The 16324-nt window shown below is 41.9% G+C and carries 16 protein-coding genes and 1 riboswitch; of the genes, 4 read left to right on the forward strand and 12 right to left on the reverse strand.

Features of this window, described 5'->3' with window-relative positions:
* Positions 1 to 61 precede the first annotated feature (61 nt).
* Positions 62 to 337 carry a YtzC family protein gene (locus tag AC0VYC_RS13835; RefSeq protein ID WP_017367895.1) on the reverse strand — a complete coding sequence of 92 codons (276 nt, stop codon included), beginning with the start codon at positions 335 to 337 and terminating at the stop codon, positions 62 to 64.
* A gap of 149 nt (positions 338 to 486) precedes the next feature.
* On the opposite strand from AC0VYC_RS13835, the gene mnmL reads away from it, so the two are divergent.
* Positions 487 to 1452, forward strand: a complete 966-nt coding sequence (gene mnmL, locus AC0VYC_RS13840) for a tRNA modification radical SAM protein MnmL/YtqA (RefSeq protein ID WP_017358356.1) — start codon at positions 487 to 489, stop codon at positions 1450 to 1452.
* The gene (gene mnmM / locus AC0VYC_RS13845) at positions 1449 to 2027 is read left to right on the forward strand and encodes a tRNA 5-(aminomethyl)-2-thiouridylate-methyltransferase MnmM (RefSeq protein WP_475388689.1); all 579 of its coding nucleotides are present in this window, start codon (positions 1449 to 1451) and stop codon (positions 2025 to 2027) included. Before mnmL ends, mnmM begins: the two co-directional genes overlap by 4 nt.
* Before the next feature lie 19 nt (positions 2028 to 2046).
* Here mnmM and AC0VYC_RS13850 read toward each other — a convergent pair whose 3' ends face one another.
* The 3 genes from AC0VYC_RS13850 to AC0VYC_RS13860 all read right to left on the reverse strand — a co-directional run bounded on the left by AC0VYC_RS13850 (position 2047) and on the right by AC0VYC_RS13860 (position 4943).
* Positions 2047 to 2823: a sporulation protein gene (locus tag AC0VYC_RS13850; protein ID WP_039168344.1), complete on the reverse strand. Its 777-nt coding sequence runs from the start codon at positions 2821 to 2823 to the stop codon at positions 2047 to 2049.
* Positions 2824 to 3054: 231 nt separating this feature from the next.
* The gene (locus tag AC0VYC_RS13855; RefSeq protein ID WP_017358359.1) at positions 3055 to 4134 is read right to left on the reverse strand and encodes a tetraprenyl-beta-curcumene synthase family protein; all 1080 of its coding nucleotides are present in this window, start codon (positions 4132 to 4134) and stop codon (positions 3055 to 3057) included.
* A 29-nt stretch (positions 4135 to 4163) separates the two neighbouring features.
* The gene (locus AC0VYC_RS13860; RefSeq protein ID WP_019743683.1) at positions 4164 to 4943 is read right to left on the reverse strand and encodes an alpha/beta hydrolase; all 780 of its coding nucleotides are present in this window, start codon (positions 4941 to 4943) and stop codon (positions 4164 to 4166) included.
* A gap of 45 nt (positions 4944 to 4988) precedes the next feature.
* Here AC0VYC_RS13860 and AC0VYC_RS13865 point away from each other — a divergent pair, with 45 nt between their 5' ends.
* Positions 4989 to 5504, forward strand: coding sequence for a gamma carbonic anhydrase (locus tag AC0VYC_RS13865; protein ID WP_268360648.1), 516 nt, complete (start codon positions 4989 to 4991; stop codon positions 5502 to 5504).
* 141 nt (positions 5505 to 5645) lie between these two features.
* Here AC0VYC_RS13865 and asnB read toward each other — a convergent pair whose 3' ends face one another.
* On the reverse strand, positions 5646 to 7544 hold the full coding sequence (asnB, locus tag AC0VYC_RS13870) for an asparagine synthase (glutamine-hydrolyzing) (RefSeq protein WP_475388692.1): 1899 nt from the start codon (positions 7542 to 7544) through the stop codon (positions 5646 to 5648).
* A gap of 148 nt (positions 7545 to 7692) precedes the next feature.
* Positions 7693 to 8895, reverse strand: a complete 1203-nt coding sequence (metK, locus tag AC0VYC_RS13875; RefSeq protein WP_008342973.1) for a methionine adenosyltransferase — start codon at positions 8893 to 8895, stop codon at positions 7693 to 7695.
* 195 nt (positions 8896 to 9090) lie between these two features.
* A riboswitch (SAM riboswitch) is annotated at positions 9091 to 9225 on the reverse strand.
* A gap of 226 nt (positions 9226 to 9451) precedes the next feature.
* On the opposite strand from metK, the gene pckA reads away from it, so the two are divergent.
* On the forward strand, positions 9452 to 11038 hold the full coding sequence (gene pckA / locus AC0VYC_RS13880; protein ID WP_007501908.1) for a phosphoenolpyruvate carboxykinase (ATP): 1587 nt from the start codon (positions 9452 to 9454) through the stop codon (positions 11036 to 11038).
* Between the two features lie 39 nt (positions 11039 to 11077).
* On the opposite strand, the gene AC0VYC_RS13885 is transcribed toward pckA, so the two are convergent.
* From AC0VYC_RS13885 to AC0VYC_RS13910, 6 genes are read right to left on the reverse strand one after another with little or no spacing between them, the layout of a single operon-like run.
* Positions 11078 to 11320, reverse strand: a complete 243-nt coding sequence (locus AC0VYC_RS13885; protein ID WP_003217584.1) for a DUF2584 domain-containing protein — start codon at positions 11318 to 11320, stop codon at positions 11078 to 11080.
* Positions 11321 to 11359: 39 nt separating this feature from the next.
* The gene (locus AC0VYC_RS13890; RefSeq protein WP_017367901.1) at positions 11360 to 12154 is read right to left on the reverse strand and encodes an alpha/beta hydrolase family protein; all 795 of its coding nucleotides are present in this window, start codon (positions 12152 to 12154) and stop codon (positions 11360 to 11362) included.
* A gap of 26 nt (positions 12155 to 12180) precedes the next feature.
* A complete protein-coding gene (locus tag AC0VYC_RS13895) occupies positions 12181 to 13662 on the reverse strand; it encodes a phytoene desaturase family protein (RefSeq protein WP_335352208.1) in 1482 nt (493 codons plus the stop codon).
* Complete coding sequence (locus tag AC0VYC_RS13900; protein ID WP_047945238.1) at positions 13659 to 14786, reverse strand: glycosyltransferase family 2 protein; 1128 nt, start codon at positions 14784 to 14786, stop codon at positions 13659 to 13661. Before AC0VYC_RS13900 ends, AC0VYC_RS13895 begins: the two co-directional genes overlap by 4 nt.
* Positions 14771 to 15517, reverse strand: coding sequence for a lysophospholipid acyltransferase family protein (locus AC0VYC_RS13905; RefSeq protein ID WP_008342962.1), 747 nt, complete (start codon positions 15515 to 15517; stop codon positions 14771 to 14773). Before AC0VYC_RS13905 ends, AC0VYC_RS13900 begins: the two co-directional genes overlap by 16 nt.
* Positions 15486 to 16214, reverse strand: a complete 729-nt coding sequence (locus tag AC0VYC_RS13910) for a carotenoid biosynthesis protein (RefSeq protein WP_396485144.1) — start codon at positions 16212 to 16214, stop codon at positions 15486 to 15488. The genes AC0VYC_RS13905 and AC0VYC_RS13910 overlap by 32 nt, the downstream gene beginning before the upstream one ends.
* Between the last annotated feature and the right edge of the window lie 110 nt (positions 16215 to 16324).

Here is a 16324-nt window from a genome sequence, read left to right on the forward strand (position 1 = left end):
AAACAACTTTGCGAAAACAGCCAAAAAATAAAAACAGACCCTTAAAAGAAGGATCTGTTCATCATTCGTTCTCGTATGAAATACCTAAAATCATTTGGTTTTGCAGACTTTGAATTTGTACACGCGTTCTGTCTAAACGTTCTCTTTGCTGATCATTGGCGACATCTTTTAACTTTTCTAATTCATTCACCGCATCCTCAAGCATGAGCTGCGCTTTTGAAAATTCTTCTACGTTATAATGTTCTTGGCGAGAGCTCAAATCAAACTGTTCGCTTGCAAACTCAAGAGTCTCAGTGCTTTTTTGGACAAATTCATCGATTGATTTTCTAGTTGCCATCTAGCCATCCCTCCATTTCATCATTGCTCTCGCCTATTTTGCCCACGTAAAGCTTTTTCACTAAAGAAAATGTTGGACAGATTCAATTGTCCTCTTTCGTGATTTTTGTTAAACTTTAAGGATGCCTATTATGCAAGGAGGTTACTGACTTGGATCAGCATAACCCTTTTTTATATTCAAACAGCGAGAAACGTTATCACACATGGAATTATCATTTGCGTGAGCACTTTGGTCATAAAGTATTTAAAGTCGCATTAGACGGCGGCTTTGATTGTCCAAACCGTGATGGTACTGTCGCACATGGAGGCTGCACATTTTGCAGCGCAGCAGGATCTGGTGATTTTGCAGGGAACCGGGCGGATGATCTCATCACTCAATTTAATGAAATCAAGGATCGGATGCATACAAAATGGAAAGACGGAAAATACATGGCGTATTTCCAAGCTTACACAAACACACATGCGCCGCTTCCTGTTTTAAAAGAAAAATACGAAACCGTCATGAATCTGGATGGAGTGGTTGGTTTATCGATTGCCACAAGACCTGATTGCCTGCCAGATGACGTCGTGGAATATTTAGCTGAGTTAAACGAACGGACATATCTATGGGTTGAACTTGGTCTACAAACTGTACATGAGCGGACAGCGATGCTCATCAACCGTGCCCATGATTATGAATGCTACGTAGAAGGTGTAGAAAAACTGCGAAAACATGGCATTCGAGTCTGTTCACATATCATCAACGGTCTTCCTCTTGAAAACCGAGATATGATGATGGAGACAGCAAAAGCTGTCGCTGATTTAGATGTGCAAGGAATTAAAATTCATCTACTTCACCTGTTAAAAGGAACACCGATGGTAAAGCAATATGAGAAAGGCAAACTAGAGTTTCTCAGCCAAGAGGAATATGTCCAGCTTGTCTGTGATCAGCTGGAGATCCTGCCCCCAGAAATGATTATTCATCGTATTACAGGCGATGGTCCCATTGAATTAATGGTAGGTCCAATGTGGAGTGTGAATAAATGGGAAGTGCTCAATGCCATTAATGCTGAGCTTGAAAGACGTAACAGCTACCAAGGCAAACGTTTCGTCAGATTGGAAGAAGCGGCAAAATGATTTTAAAACGGATGCTCCCTTTTAGTAAAGAGCTGTTAGAGCGTGCTTGTCAAAAAGGCGATATTGTCATTGATGCAACGATGGGGAATGGGCATGATACACGCTATTTAGCTGACCTTGTCGGGAAGGATGGACAAGTTTTCGCATTCGATGTACAGAAGGAAGCCATTGAGCAAACAAGCAAAAGACTCGGTGAGCACTACCCTTACGTTCACCTGATCCATGACGGACATGAACAACTTGCTGAGCATCTGCCAGCGGATGCTTATGGCCACATATCTGGTGCAGTGTTCAATCTTGGGTACTTACCAGGAGGCGATAAAGCCGTCACGACTCAGGCCCATACGACCATTGAAGCGATCAAACAGCTCATTGATTGGCTTAAGCCTGGTGGTCTGATCGTTCTTGTGATTTACCACGGGCACCCCGAAGGAAAAAAAGAGAAGGACATCCTCCTTGATTATTGCAAAACACTCCATCACGAAGAAGTACAGGTGATATCTTATCAATACATGAATATTCAAAACGATCCGCCCTTCGTGGTAGCCATCGAAAAAAAACTCAAATCCTCTTAATGGATTTGAGTTTTATTATTTAATAAGCGTATTGGTCAATGATTTCTTCAAGCACTACTTCCAGCTCTTCTGCATCTGCAAGCTCTGATCGAGTAAAGCGGACACGTACAAGCTGTTCTCCGTCATTATACATTTCTTCCAGCCAGCCACGCAGCCCTCTTGCTCTACGGTCAACTTCAAAAATGAGATCTAGCCCCTCTTCATCAATGAAGAAAATCACCTCTAACTCATCAAGCATTTGACGATAATAATCGGAAGTCGGTATAAACTCAAACTCTTGAACAAAGGGAAGGCGGCGCCTAAAATAAGGTGCTTCTTCACAGTCTGCTTCATGAAGGTGAAAGCCTAAGTTTCCAACAGCTTCAAGCACACGTTTCACCCAAGGGTGCGCGCTTACAAAAATGCGGTCATGATCAAATTTATCAATACCACCTTGAATATCAAGGTCTGTCACAACAGCCACCTCTACTTTACCTACAGTCATTGGAGTATCAAGAGGAAGGTGAAACGAGAATGTAAACTGCTGAGCTTTCGCAGGCTGAATCGTGAATGATTCAGTCACTCGGACAGAATGGATGGTTGTGTGTTTTCGTTGCTCTTCATCATCTTTTACAATGGTGTACCATGTTTTCAACTTTAAATCAATATAGCGAATATCTTGAGGCACTTTTCCGCCCTTCACATGGACTGTTCCCTTTACTTCTTCTCCCGGTTCATACGCATCTTTCTCCAAAATTGTATCCACTTTTGCTGCACCGATTCCTACACTTGCTGCAAACTTTTTAAAAAACGACATATTCGACCTTCCCCTTTTTTAAGTTTTTCAACAAATATACGTCATAAGGAGTAGATACGATTCATTCAATTCATACTTTTCTCCTACTTTTCGTACACTAAGAATAATATCGGCAGCAAATAAGAGGATTGTAATCATAAAAGAACTGTACATGGTCTAAAGCGAAACAGTTCAAAACAAAAAAGCTTGTAGAAAAACATTTTCTACAAGCTGATGAGCTTATTTTATACGTTAAGAAGATTTCATCCAAGGCATTTTCTGATAGGTTCGATAGGCTCTGCCATTGATATAGAAAAAGAACGATGTTTTCCCGCTTGATTTGATCAACCGCTTTGCCAGCTTGTTCATCTCTTTTTGAGCTGTCACTTTTTCATCAGACAAATAGACCGCAAGTAACCCTCTATTGATTAGTTTGTGAAAATTCTCGTGTGGAATGCCTTTCAGCTGTTCATCCGCTTTTTCAATAAAATGCTGTAGTCTATCCATCATCTCATGATGAGAGTTGTAGTACGAGCAAAAATTTAAATCGCCTTCCAGCCTGTCCTCTTCTTGGTCGATTAAATAGTCCAGTAAGATGTGCAGACCTTGAATATAAGGGAAATAGCTTTCGTAAATTTGCTTCGCCTGCTTCTCTGTAAAATCAGGCTGCAGTGCATAAGCCACAAGACAGAAAATACCCAGCGTTGATCCTGCACATGCGGAAAACTCATACCACTCCATCTTTGGTAAATCCTTTTCATACTGGCGGAACCATGACTCTAATCGAGGTTCACGCTCATGAGGAACCACATGCTTATGTACTTGTAAATCACTATAATAATCACACAGCGTATGTAAATAGGGCTGAATGATCGGATAATGCGCTAGACGTGACAGCACATCTTGGCACGTCCTGACTAGCGCATGCAAGTACCCATGATCCTCTTGATCATCACGGAATTGATAATACGGCTTAAGCTCCGCATGAATATCGAGTGCATCTCTCATCGCTTGATGCAGCATATGAAAATCCTTTGGATCAAGTGATGTACTGCGGTCACACAAGTTATCTAAGTAATCGCTAATCGTTTGGTACGCCACAATGAATTCAATACACGTTTCCTTCGCTTCACCTGCAAGAAGAGATAAAATTCCCCCGCCTTCACAGTGAAAGGTTTTACTGGATATGCTCGCTAGTGCCTGCGTTCTCAGTTCTTCATTTTCAATCATTTCTGCATGCGCCCGCCACTTTTTTAGCTCCTGATGAACTAGCGGAAAAATATCTTTATACACCTTCGTCATCAGTGCAAAAGGACGTTCTGGTACTGACAAATCAATCCACCCCCAACTTAAGCTCACAATCAAATATATTGATCAGTAAAGGCTCTTGCCGCCTTAAACACATCTTCTCGCTCGGGCTCATTAAAAATTTCATGATAAAGCCCTTCCCATTCACGGTATGATTTATTGGTTGATTCAATGCCATTGAACCATTTCATCACTCTTGTTTTATCTACAATCTTGTCATCGCCTGCCTGCATGAGCAGGAGTGGAATCGACCGAAAGACATTCGTTGGCTGCATCGCCGCATCGATATTTTTCACCAGTTCTCGATACCAGCGAACCGACACCTTCGTCACATAAAGCGAATCATTGGAATCTGCCTCTATCACATCTTGATTCCGTGTAGCAAGTTCGATCGACAGCCCAGATTCGACTTTAAAAGACGGCGCCAGCACATTTAGCCCTTTTGACGCAAAATCCATCAGCTTCTTCGGTTTAAATTGCAGACCTAAACAAGGTGATGATAAAATAAGGCCATCAATCTTCGTATGGGTATACTGCTTGAACCATTCAATCGAAATCAGTCCCCCCATACTATGTCCAAGTAAAAATGTCGGAAGTCTGAACGACTTCGCATGTTCAATCCATTCATCCACTGTATCAATGTATTCTTGAAAAGAACGAATGTGGCCTCTCGCACGTGTCGATGTCCCTTGCCCAGGCAGGTCACCCATGACGACGTGATAGCCTGCATTTCGCCACATTTCGATCAGCCATTTATATCGGCCATGATATTCACTAGCACCATGTACAATGACAATTGTACCAACCGGTCTTTCAGCATGCCAAGTCCACAAAGTAAACACCTCACAAATGTTGTATTAAGAAAGGAAGTCGAAAAAGTGATTTATCCATATCATCAGTTTACACCTGAGATTCATGAATCGGTCTTTATTGCAGAAAACGCCACCATTACAGGTGATGTCACAATTGGAGAATATTCAAGCGTTTGGTTCCAAACGGTCATTAGAGGCGATGTAGCTCCTGTGAGAATTGGAAAAAACGTCAACATTCAAGACTTATCCTGTCTGCATCAAAGTCCTGGAAAAACACTTCTTATTGAAGATGGTGCTACCATTGGACACCAAGTCACATTACATAGCTCTATCATTCGAAAAAATGCCCTCATTGGCATGGGTTCCATCATTCTCGATGGTGCGGAAATTGGCGAAGGAGCCTTTATTGGTGCAGGTAGCCTTGTCCCGCAAGGAAAAGTCATCCCAAAAGGTTCACTCGCTTTTGGCCGTCCAGCCAAAGTCGTTCGCCAGTTAACAGATGAAGATATCCAAGACATGGATCGTATCCGCAGAGAATATGTAGAAAAAGGACAATACTATCGTTCCCTTTTATCGCGTTAACATCATACATGTATCTTCACTTTATCATGTTTTTTTCAGGATATTAAGCAATAACTGTGTACCGCTTGTTATTTTACCCTTTTCCACTACTTTCTATCATGACAAAAAAGGTTTTCAGCACAAAGCTGAAAACCTTTTTCATTAGCTAAAAATAACTTCTTTCGGCTGGTGATTCAACTGCTCTGGATCAATGCTGCGCTCTACATAGATGCTATGCCAGATCATAAAGATCAGGACAGTCCAAATCTTACGGCTATGATCTGCTTTTCCAGCACAATGATCATTTAATAAATCAAGAACATATGCCTTGTTAATGTATTCATCTGTCTGACTGTTTTTAATGATATCTTTCGCCCAAGCGTTCATCTCATTTTTCAGCCAATGACGAATTGGAACAGGGAAACCTAGTTTTTTACGGTTTAACACATGGTCCGGCACAATGCCTTCTGCTGCTTTACGCAATAAATATTTCGTTGTGCCGTCTTTCGTTTTCAACTCTTCTGGAATTTTAGAAGCTGCTTCAAATACGACCTTATCAAGGAATGGAACACGAAGCTCAAGAGAATTCGCCATTGTCATCTTATCTGCTTTCAGCAGGATATCCCCGCGCATCCACGTATGGATATCAACATATTGCATTTTGTTAATATCGCTGTAGCCTGCACTTTCCTCGAAGTATGTTTTCGTCACGTCACGATACGTGATGTTCGGATCATACTGCTTTAAGAGGTTTTTCTTCACTGGCTCTTCAAAGATTTTCGCATTGCCGATATAACGTTCCTCTAATGGCGTACAGCCGCGAACGATAAAGCTTTTCCCTTTCATTCCTTCTGGCATTAAACGAGCCAGACGAAGAAGAAGCTTTTTCAGCATGGATGGTACAGATTCAAAAGGCTTTAGAGATAGCGGCTCACGGTAAATATTATATCCACCGAACAGCTCGTCTGCTCCCTCACCTGAAAGAACAACTGTGACTTGTTTTTTCGCTTCTTTTGCCACGAAATACAATGGAATCGCCGCTGGATCAGCCAAAGGATCATCTAAATGCCAGACGATCTTTGGAAGCTCATTCATATATTCCTCAGGAGAAATCACAGCACTAAAGTTTTGCAATCCCAGCTTATCAGCTGTTTCTTTTGCTACATTTACCTCACTGAATCCATCCTGCTGGAAACCAACAGAGAATGTCTTCAGTTCAGGGTGAAATTCCTTTGCGACCGACACGATGAAAGAAGAATCGATCCCGCCTGATAGGAATGAACCAACAGGCACATCACTTCTCATGTGGACTTTTACAGAATCATAGATAGCATCACGTACTTCTTCTACTAATTTCTGCTCTTGTGTTTGTTCAGGTTTGAATTGAACTTTCCAGTAAGTCTTAAATGCAATGTCTTGGCCTGGACGCAGTGTAAACTGATGACCTGGCTCGACTTTGTGCACTTTTTGATCAAGTGTATTTGGCTCAGGAACGAACTGAAAAGACATGTACTGCTGCAAAGCAGTCTCATCAAATAAAATGTTCTCATTCACAGCCATTAAGCTTTTGCGTTCAGAAGCAAAGTACACTTGGTCATCCAATTGTGTAAAATAGAGCGGTTTAATGCCGAAAGGATCTCTTGCGCCATATAATAACTGCGCTTCTTTATCCCAAATTAAAAATGCAAACATCCCGCGAAGCTTCGATGCCGCTTCTTCTTTATAGTGGCGATATGTGGCAAGAAGGACTTCCGTATCAGAATCTGTGCTGAACGTATAGCCTTTTTTCACAAGCTCTTCTTTCAGCTCCACATAGTTATAAATTTCTCCGTTGAAAATAATCCAATATTTTTCATCTTCATAAGAAAGCGGCTGCTTTCCGTGTTCAACATCTATAATACTTAAACGTCTAAATCCAAATCCTACATGCTCATCATGAAAGTACCCCTCATCATCCGGACCTCGATGAACGATGAGACGATTCATTTGCTTAATTAACTCTTCCTGCTCAGTAGTTTCGGACAATGGACGGTGATTAAATACACCAACAAACCCACACATATTATTGCCTCCACGTTATGTTATTTCTTAAAAGTAGACCTATAATTAGACAGTATTTTGTCCAATTTTGTTTCACATTTTTACGCTTTTTGTAGAATTTTTTTTAATCAAAAGGAAAACCGCTTAAAATAAGCGGTTTTGTATGTTGTTATTCTCCTAATGCTTCCTTGCGAAGCGTGTCGGCTTTATCCGTTTTTTCCCATGGAAGATCCAAGTCATGACGGCCAAAGTGTCCGTATGCAGCGGTTTGTTTATAGATCGGACGACGTAAGTCAAGCATTTTAATAATGCCAGCTGGACGAAGATCAAAGTTTGCACGTACCACTTCAATTAATTTCTCTTCAGAGGCTTTTCCTGTTCCAAATGTATCAATTGAAATGGAGACAGGCTGTGCAACACCAATTGCATAAGCAAGCTGTACTTCACATGAATCTGCAAGACCAGCTGCTACGATGTTTTTCGCTACATAGCGAGCCGCATATGCTGCAGAACGGTCAACCTTCGTTGCATCCTTACCAGAGAAAGCACCGCCACCGTGACGAGCATACCCGCCATAAGTATCAACGATGATTTTACGTCCAGTTAAACCAGCATCCCCTTGAGGTCCACCGATAACAAAGCGGCCTGTTGGGTTGATGAAGTATTTTGTTTCTTCATCGATCAGTTCACTTGGAACGACAGGGCGGATGACATGCTCTTTTAAGTCGCTTTGAATTTGTTCAAGCGTCACTTCTGGTGCATGCTGTGTAGAAATAACCACCGTATCAATACGAACTGGTTTGTTTTGTTCATCATATTCAACTGTTACTTGAGTTTTTCCGTCTGGACGAAGGTATGCAAGTGTTTCATTCTTGCGTACTTCTGTTAAACGGCGAGATAATTTATGTGCAAGAGAAATCGGCAGTGGCATAAGCTCTTCAGTTTCGTTGTTTGCAAAACCAAACATCAGACCTTGGTCACCTGCACCGATTGCATCAATTTCTTCTTCAGTCATTGTTCCTTCACGTGCTTCAAGCGCTTTGTCTACACCTTGCGCAATATCAGCAGACTGTTCATCAATTGATGTAAGAACCGCACATGTTTCCGCATCAAAACCATATTTCGCACGTGTGTAGCCAATTTCCTTAATCGTGTCACGCACCGTCTTTGGAATGTCGACATAAGTAGACGTTGTAATCTCACCGCTTACTAATACGAGACCGGTTGTTACAGAAGTTTCACAGGCAACACGTGCATTTGGATCTTTCTTTAAAATTTCATCCAAAATGCTGTCTGAAATTTGATCACAGATTTTATCTGGATGTCCTTCGGTCACTGATTCTGAAGTAAATAAACGACGATTTTGACTCATAATGGCTATTTCCTCCTGTACAAGACCACATCATCCCAAGATGAGGCCTCCAATATGATACGGAACTCGTTCCCTCTTATATTTCAACATGTTTATATTAGAGATGTTATTGGCAATTTGTTCATATGATATCCCAAAAATAAAAAAACCATTTCCTTCATTGCGAGGAAAGGGTCTGAGATCGCATGCCTTTCACTCTTATCGCTCAAGGTGTTCTTGTACCTTGCATCAGGTTAGCACCTTGGTTTCTCAGCATGTTCATGCCTTTTTCATAAGAAACCGGTTGCTGGGCTTCATCGGGCCTGTCCCTCCACCAACTCGGGATAAGAGTATCCGTTCAATAAGATATCTTATCTTAAACCCTTGCGTCATGTCAATGGTTCATAGGAATTATCTCCCCTTTTTTTCACCTCATCATTAGCATCACCAAAAAGCATATTTTCATAGCAGAAATGAAAAAACACACACAAAAATGTTTAAATAGTATAGACTATTATTATCAATGTGTTATACTAATCAAAACAAACAAATTCAACGGTAAAGGAAGGGTTTTTTTATGAACTCAGTGGATTTAAAAGAAGATTTGCAGTCATTGCTCTCATTAGAAAATACGCACCAAAATTTATCTGTTCCGAAACTTGTTGAAAAGATTTTGGCACGTAATGAAGGCGTTTTAACTTCAACTGGTGCTGTCCGCGCCACAACGGGTGCCTACACTGGACGTTCGCCTAAAGATAAATTCATCGTAAAAGAAGAAAACTCTGAACATAAAATTGATTGGGGTCAAGTCAATCAGCCGATCTCGAAAGAGGCATTTGATCGTTTATATACAAAGGTTGTGTCATACTTAAAAGAACGTGATGAACTATTTGTCTTTGATGGTTTTGCAGGTGCTGACGAAAAATACCGTATGCCAATTACAGTTGTAAATGAATTCGCTTGGCACAATCTCTTTGCAAAGCAGCTATTCATCAGACCTGATGGATCAACACCATCATCAAACGAAAAACCTTTCACCATCTTATCTGCACCTCACTTTAAAGCAGATCCTGAAACAGATGGCACAAACTCTGAAACGTTTATTATCGTTTCTTTTGAAAAACGGACGATTCTGATCGGTGGAACAGAATATGCAGGAGAGATGAAAAAATCCATTTTCTCTGTTATGAACTACCTGCTTCCTGAACAAGATATTTTATCAATGCACTGCTCTGCTAACGTCGGTCAAGAAGGCGATGTTGCTTTATTTTTCGGCCTTTCAGGTACTGGAAAAACGACGCTTTCTGCAAGTGCAAGCCGCAAGCTGATTGGAGACGATGAGCATGGCTGGTCTAACACAGGTGTCTTCAATATTGAAGGCGGATGCTATGCAAAATGTGTGAACTTAAGTGAAGAAAAAGAACCACAAATTTACAAAGCCATCAGCTTCGGATCAGTGCTTGAAAATGTAGTACTTGATGAAGAAACACGTGAAGCAGATTATGATGACACATTCTTTACTGAAAATACACGTGCGGCTTACCCAATCGAAATGATTGATAACATCGTGAAACCAAGTATTGCAGGTCACCCATCTGCCATCGTCTTTTTAACAGCTGATGCATTCGGCGTTTTACCTCCAATCAGCCGTTTAACGAAAGAACAAGCCATGTACCACTTCTTGAGCGGTTACACAAGTAAATTAGCGGGAACTGAGCGTGGCGTGACGTCACCAGAAACAACGTTCTCTACTTGCTTTGGTTCACCATTCTTACCACTTCCTGCTCATGTCTATGCTGAAATGCTTGGTAAAAAAATCGATGAGCACGGCGCAAAAGTATTCCTTGTGAATACAGGCTGGACTGGCGGCGGCTACGGTACGGGCAAACGAATGAATCTTGCTCATACAAGAGCAATGGTGCAGGCAGCGATCGAAGGCGATCTTGACAACGCTGAAATGATCACTGACGACATCTTCGGATTACACATCCCGCTTCATATTCCAGGAGTGCCAGATGAAGTGCTTCAGCCTGCTAAAACATGGGACGATCAAGAGGCTTACAAAGAAAAAGCAAACTTCCTTGCAAATGAATTTAAAAAGAACTTCAAAAAATTCAGCCATGCAGCAAGTGATATTGAAGCAAAAGGCGGACCACTCGTCTAATCAAAAGGAAAAAGCTGAGGGAATGATCCCTCAGCTTTTTTAGTTCGTTGAATGTAATGACACAAGACGGTACGTCACCTTCGTGACATTGTCTGTGAGCTCCAGCTTTTCAACATGTGCTGTCCCTGTTTTTTCTCCGTCTTTCGTTTTACGCACCTCAAGCGGAATATTTAATGGATAAATGCGGTACCCTTCCTTCATGAGCTCAAACACATTTTCTTCAATTCTTGTCTCTTTTCCTTTTGTGACAATCATTGTATTAAATTCAACAGGCATTCCCATAATGAAAATCCCCCTACTTTCTATATTTCTTTCTACCGTTTATTTTACCACATTTCCGCCTTTTCGGCTGTGCATCCATGTCGTCAACCGTCTGACAATCTCCCGGTTATGCTGTGGCGGGAAATAATGATGATATCCGTGAAAATACCATGTTTCCACAGACTTGCCATGCTGACGCAGGGCATCTTCTAATAAATACGCATGCTCAATGGATACATTCTCATCCAGCTCCCCATGAATGATTAGGACAGGTGCTTCAATTTGGTGCACATGATTCAAAGGCGTTCTAGCCTCATATGCTTCTGGTACCTTATGCGGAGGACCTCCTATCACACGCTTCATCATTCTTCTCATATCCACACGTTCTTCATAGGTGAGCTTCATATCACTTACGCCTCCCCATGTCACAAAGGAAGCGGCCTCATGCTTCATTTCAACAGCGGTCCATATGCCCATAATTCCGCCGCGGGAAAAACCAAAGATATGAATGCGCTCCTGCTTCACCTTTTGATGATGTTTCAACAGCTGAAATGCAGCAAATGCATCTTTCCGATCTTCTCCGGCAAAATCCTCGTTCCCTTCGCCTCCTTGATTCCCTCGGTAGAAGGGCGCAAAGACGACAAACCCTTGCGCAGCAAATTGCACAATTCGGCCAGGTCTAACCATTCCCACATTTTTAATGCCGCCCCGTAAATATAAAAAACCGTCATAGAGACCTTCTCCGGCCGGTTCAGCGAGCAGCCCCTTCATCCGAAGTCCATCGGCCTCATATGTCACTGTATATAAGTGAATATGCGGATGTGGCGACGGGAACCTTCTCTTTTCCACAATCACTTGAATTCTCTCCTTTTCATTCGGTGTTACGTTAAATGCTTGATAATGGCCTCTGCGACGAGCTGGCCTGATTTTGTCACCATCGGAGTGCCGCCGCCTGGATGACTTGTGCCACCAACAAACCAAAGTCCTTCAATATCCTTTGATTGATTATTGATGCGAAAAAATGCCTGCTTGAATGAGTTTGACGACATGCCATAAATGGCCCCATGATACGCTCCCGTTTTTTGCTGCAAATCAAGCGGGGTTTGTACCGCTTCAAATTCTACAAGCTGGTCAAGATCAAAGAGACCCTTTTCCTTTAGTTTTGTTTTCATATGCTGGCCATATGTCTCCTTTAGCATGTCCCAATTTTGCTCTTTTGTCACATATGGCGCATTGGCCAATACAAACAAGTTACTTCTTCCTGGTCCTCCGCTTAAAGCTGGCTCTGAATGACCTGAATAACAGATGTAAAGCGTCGGATCATGAGGAAGCTGTTTTTTTTGAAAAATATCCTTGAATTCTTGTTCATAATTCTCTGGAAAAAACACGTTGTGATGAGACAGTTGTTCATAGACTTTAGGGACGCCCAACAAAAGAACAAAACCTGATAACGATGGCTCAATGTTTGCCAGTTTTTGATTTCCAAAGCTCGGGCGGTCTTCTTCATCAATTAATTGGCGATAAACAGTCAGTGCATCTGCCCCCGCAATGACTTGATCTGCTTCATATATCTGCTGATCCGTTTCAACTCCTTGGATTCGTTTATTCTTTACATGAATCTTTTTGACCGATTCATTGAGATGAATTTGGACACCCAATTCCTTTGCCAGTGTCTCAAATGCCTCAACTAAACGATACGTACCGCCCTTAATACCATAAATGCCTTTTTCTCCTTCTAAATAAGCCATCATATTAAAAATAGCAGGAGCCTCGTATGGAGAAGAGCCAATGTAAGTCGCATACCGGCCAAACATCGCCAATGTATGAGGATGACGAAAATATTGACGCAGCAAGCGCTGAACAGATGTAAAAGGTTTCACAGCAAGAAGGGCTTTCATTAGCTTGACATCCGCTTTATCCTTCCAGGTCAATAACAAACGATTTAAAAACTGATCCTCTGCCATTTGAAAAAGCTTCTTCGATTCCTGTAAAAATGCCCGGTATTGCTTTGCATCCTCTGGACTAAAAACTGCAATTTGTGATTCCATTTGCTCAATATCTGGCGTAAACTCGACCGTATGTCCATCTGAAAAAACGTTTTTAGTAAGGGGGAAAATCGGATAAAACGTCACATAATCCTCCATTCGTCTATGACAGGAGGTAAATACTTCCTCAAAATACGCCTTCATTGTAATGGTACTCGGTCCTAAATCAAAAGAGTAGCCAGACGCTTGATGGCGTTGTAATTTCCCGCCTAAAGAAGCTTCTTTTTCTAAAATGGTGACCTGGAAACCGCGTGACTGTAAGCGAATCGCAGCCGATAACCCGCCAAGTCCGCCGCCAATAATGATCACTTTTTTCATTCGTACCTTCTTCCTTTCCATTCATAGCCTTCTTTTTTCAGCCCAATTTTCATAGAAGCAAAACCAATGGCAATCAGGCTCATGATACTGACAGGCAATAAAAAGGCCATCGTAGACGTTCTTCCATTTTCGATATCAATGACCGCTTTAATGGATACACCCAGCCCGTAGCAAAGAAGGGCTAAACAGAGATTGACCACATCAAAATGAATCAGTGCGATCATAAAGCAGATAACAGGAACTACATAAAGGACGGAGTATAAACAAAAGACACTGCTTAACAAAGCAATGTTTCGATTCACTCCCGGGAACAAATTTTTCCGATATCCTTCCCATACTTCCTGTCCACTCTCATACATTCTCATGTAGACAAAAGAATGAATACTTGCCAGTGTGAACGGAAAGCCCTTCGCTTTCACTCGTTTAGCCAAAGCCATATCATCCACAAGAGAATCCTTGATCGCTTCATGACCACCTATTTCGTGATAACAGTTCTTTTCAATGGCAATAAAGCCGCCATGTGCTGCGGCAAAAGCAGGATGTTGAGATGTTCTGACCCACTTCACTGGCAGATGACAGCCAATCGTAAACATCATCATAGGAACGACAAGATGCTCAAAAGGCGTTCCCGTTTTTTGCTCTGGGAAACCTGAAAGCATGCCCGTTTTTTGTATGCATAACTGCTTGTACACCGCTTCAATAGCTCCTTGTTTTAAGCGGACATCTGCATCTAAAAATAACAGCCAATCAGAAGATGCTGCCTCAGCAAGCTGGGAACAAGCATATGATTTTCCAAGCCAGCCGCGCTTCAATACTTGACCTGACTGCACGCGAATCCATGGATATGTCTCTGCGAAGCCCTCTGCAATCATTCTCGTTTGATCTGTCGAGTGATCATCCAGCACGATCAACTCTTTTGGATGGAGACGCTGATCAACAATCGACTGAAGGCAGGCTTCCAGCCGTTTTTCTTCATTTCTCGCTGGAATGAGGATCGATAATGAAATGGGTTCATCAGGTGAAAGAGATGCTGGCTTGAGTACAGGAAATTGCTTCATATTCCAAATCGTAAACATCAATTGGCAGAGCAGCAAAACACTGATGACAATTAAGAAGACCGCCATGTTTTCACCCACTTTTTAAAGGAATCAAACGCATCACTAGTTGACCGGCTTGTCCTTGTCACCTGCCTAAATTGTTCGTTTGTTGAAAAATCTGGATCAGCAATAACCTGTGCTTGATGTGCGTTTAACTGTGTTTCAAGCAGGTCTCCGAGTAAACTTGTTACTTCCTTACTCCGAAGTGATCCGCCAGCTACTAGGACATCTTCTCCAAACTCAACCGATACCGTCGGTTTTTGAAATTGATTAAATGTATAATGCAGCGTCACAGGTTTGATGACGACCTGCTCAAATTGCCTGACTAAAAAAGAAGCTCCGCCTTCCAGTTCAAGCGGCCTTATGTCTTGGTGCATAATTTTCCCCTGCGGGAAGAGCCACACAGCCCCGCCAGCCTCCATCTTCTCCTTTGCGGTCATTAATGCCTGCTTGACACTTTTCAGCTTCTCTTTATGAACTGGAAATGCACCAAGTTTTTGAAAAAAAGCATATTGCTTCAACTGCTTCTCTTCCATCATCATGGCATGATCCAGCTCAGACATTTGTTCTATTAAAAGAAAAATGATCAGTCCATCCCACCATGAACTGTGATTAGCAAGATAAAGAACAGGATGCTTCTCCTTTGGGTCAACCGTACCTTTCATCATGACACAGCGAAAATGTTTGTTCAGTAAATATCGTTCAAGATAAAAATAAAAGAGTCGTCTAAACGATCGGTTTTTGTCGCTTTCTTTCAAATCGAACCCTTCCTTCACACAAGATGACAATGATCATTGCTAAATAAAAAATGACATCCAGCCCGCCCTTTAATGCTAAAAGACCAAAGAAGAACACCATGGCCTGATAAATACGCCCATTCCAGCGTAATGCCTGCTGATCAATTGATACGAGCGGGAACAGAAATGAAAGTCCTGCTCCAATGATACCCCAGCTGACAAAATTCTCAAAAGGGATACCAAAGAAACCTCCGCCGTCATACCACACCCAAAACTTTCGTTCAGCCGCTACCGGATCTAATATGAGATCAAGCAGTACAATCCATATACCCGTTTCGACGGCTCGTTTCCACTTCGATTGTTGTCTTGATAAAAAAAGACTATTTAAAAACACACCAACCCATGCAAAAGCGATCGTCAAAGGCACTCCCGCCACAAGAAATCCAAGCGTCGGATAATAATCATAGGCCCCAAATGGAAAATCAGTTGTGATCCCCACCCATTCAACTGTAAACGTCAACACACCCACAATGGCTGCTCTTACGATCACAAAGCTCCATGCCCCGTAAATATTTCGGCCAATCTCAATGACGCAGCAGGCGTAAAGCACAAGAAAGATACCATTCGCAAACTGAAGCCATGCCGGCACTTCAAAAAAGACCATTAAAATAAGACCTACTACATACCAACCAACAAATACCCAACTCAATCTATACACGAAACCGCTCCTTTATTTCTGCCAAATTCAAGAAAGCATTCATGCTTCTAGTATAGAAAAAAAGACACGTTCTATAAATAAACAATGCGCTTCTTATTTCATCTAGGCAC

The organism is Bacillus sp. iso_77 (assembly GCF_056173625.1).

Excerpts from the sequence above, each read along its gene's own strand:
- AC0VYC_RS13835 (WP_017367895.1), bottom strand. The coding sequence starts at position 337 with ATGGCAACTAGAAAATCAATCGATGAATTTGTCCAAAAAAGCACTGAG.
- mnmM (WP_475388689.1), top strand. The coding sequence starts at position 1,449 with ATGATTTTAAAACGGATGCTCCCTTTTAGTAAAGAGCTGTTAGAGCGT.
- AC0VYC_RS13850 (WP_039168344.1), bottom strand. The coding sequence starts at position 2,823 with ATGTCGTTTTTTAAAAAGTTTGCAGCAAGTGTAGGAATCGGTGCAGCA.
- asnB (WP_475388692.1), bottom strand. The coding sequence starts at position 7,544 with ATGTGTGGGTTTGTTGGTGTATTTAATCACCGTCCATTGTCCGAAACT.
- metK (WP_008342973.1), bottom strand. The coding sequence starts at position 8,895 with ATGAGTCAAAATCGTCGTTTATTTACTTCAGAATCAGTGACCGAAGGA.
- pckA (WP_007501908.1), top strand. The coding sequence starts at position 9,452 with ATGAACTCAGTGGATTTAAAAGAAGATTTGCAGTCATTGCTCTCATTA.
- AC0VYC_RS13885 (WP_003217584.1), bottom strand. The coding sequence starts at position 11,320 with ATGGGAATGCCTGTTGAATTTAATACAATGATTGTCACAAAAGGAAAA.
- AC0VYC_RS13895 (WP_335352208.1), bottom strand. The coding sequence starts at position 13,662 with ATGAAAAAAGTGATCATTATTGGCGGCGGACTTGGCGGGTTATCGGCT.
- AC0VYC_RS13900 (WP_047945238.1), bottom strand. The coding sequence starts at position 14,786 with ATGGCGGTCTTCTTAATTGTCATCAGTGTTTTGCTGCTCTGCCAATTG.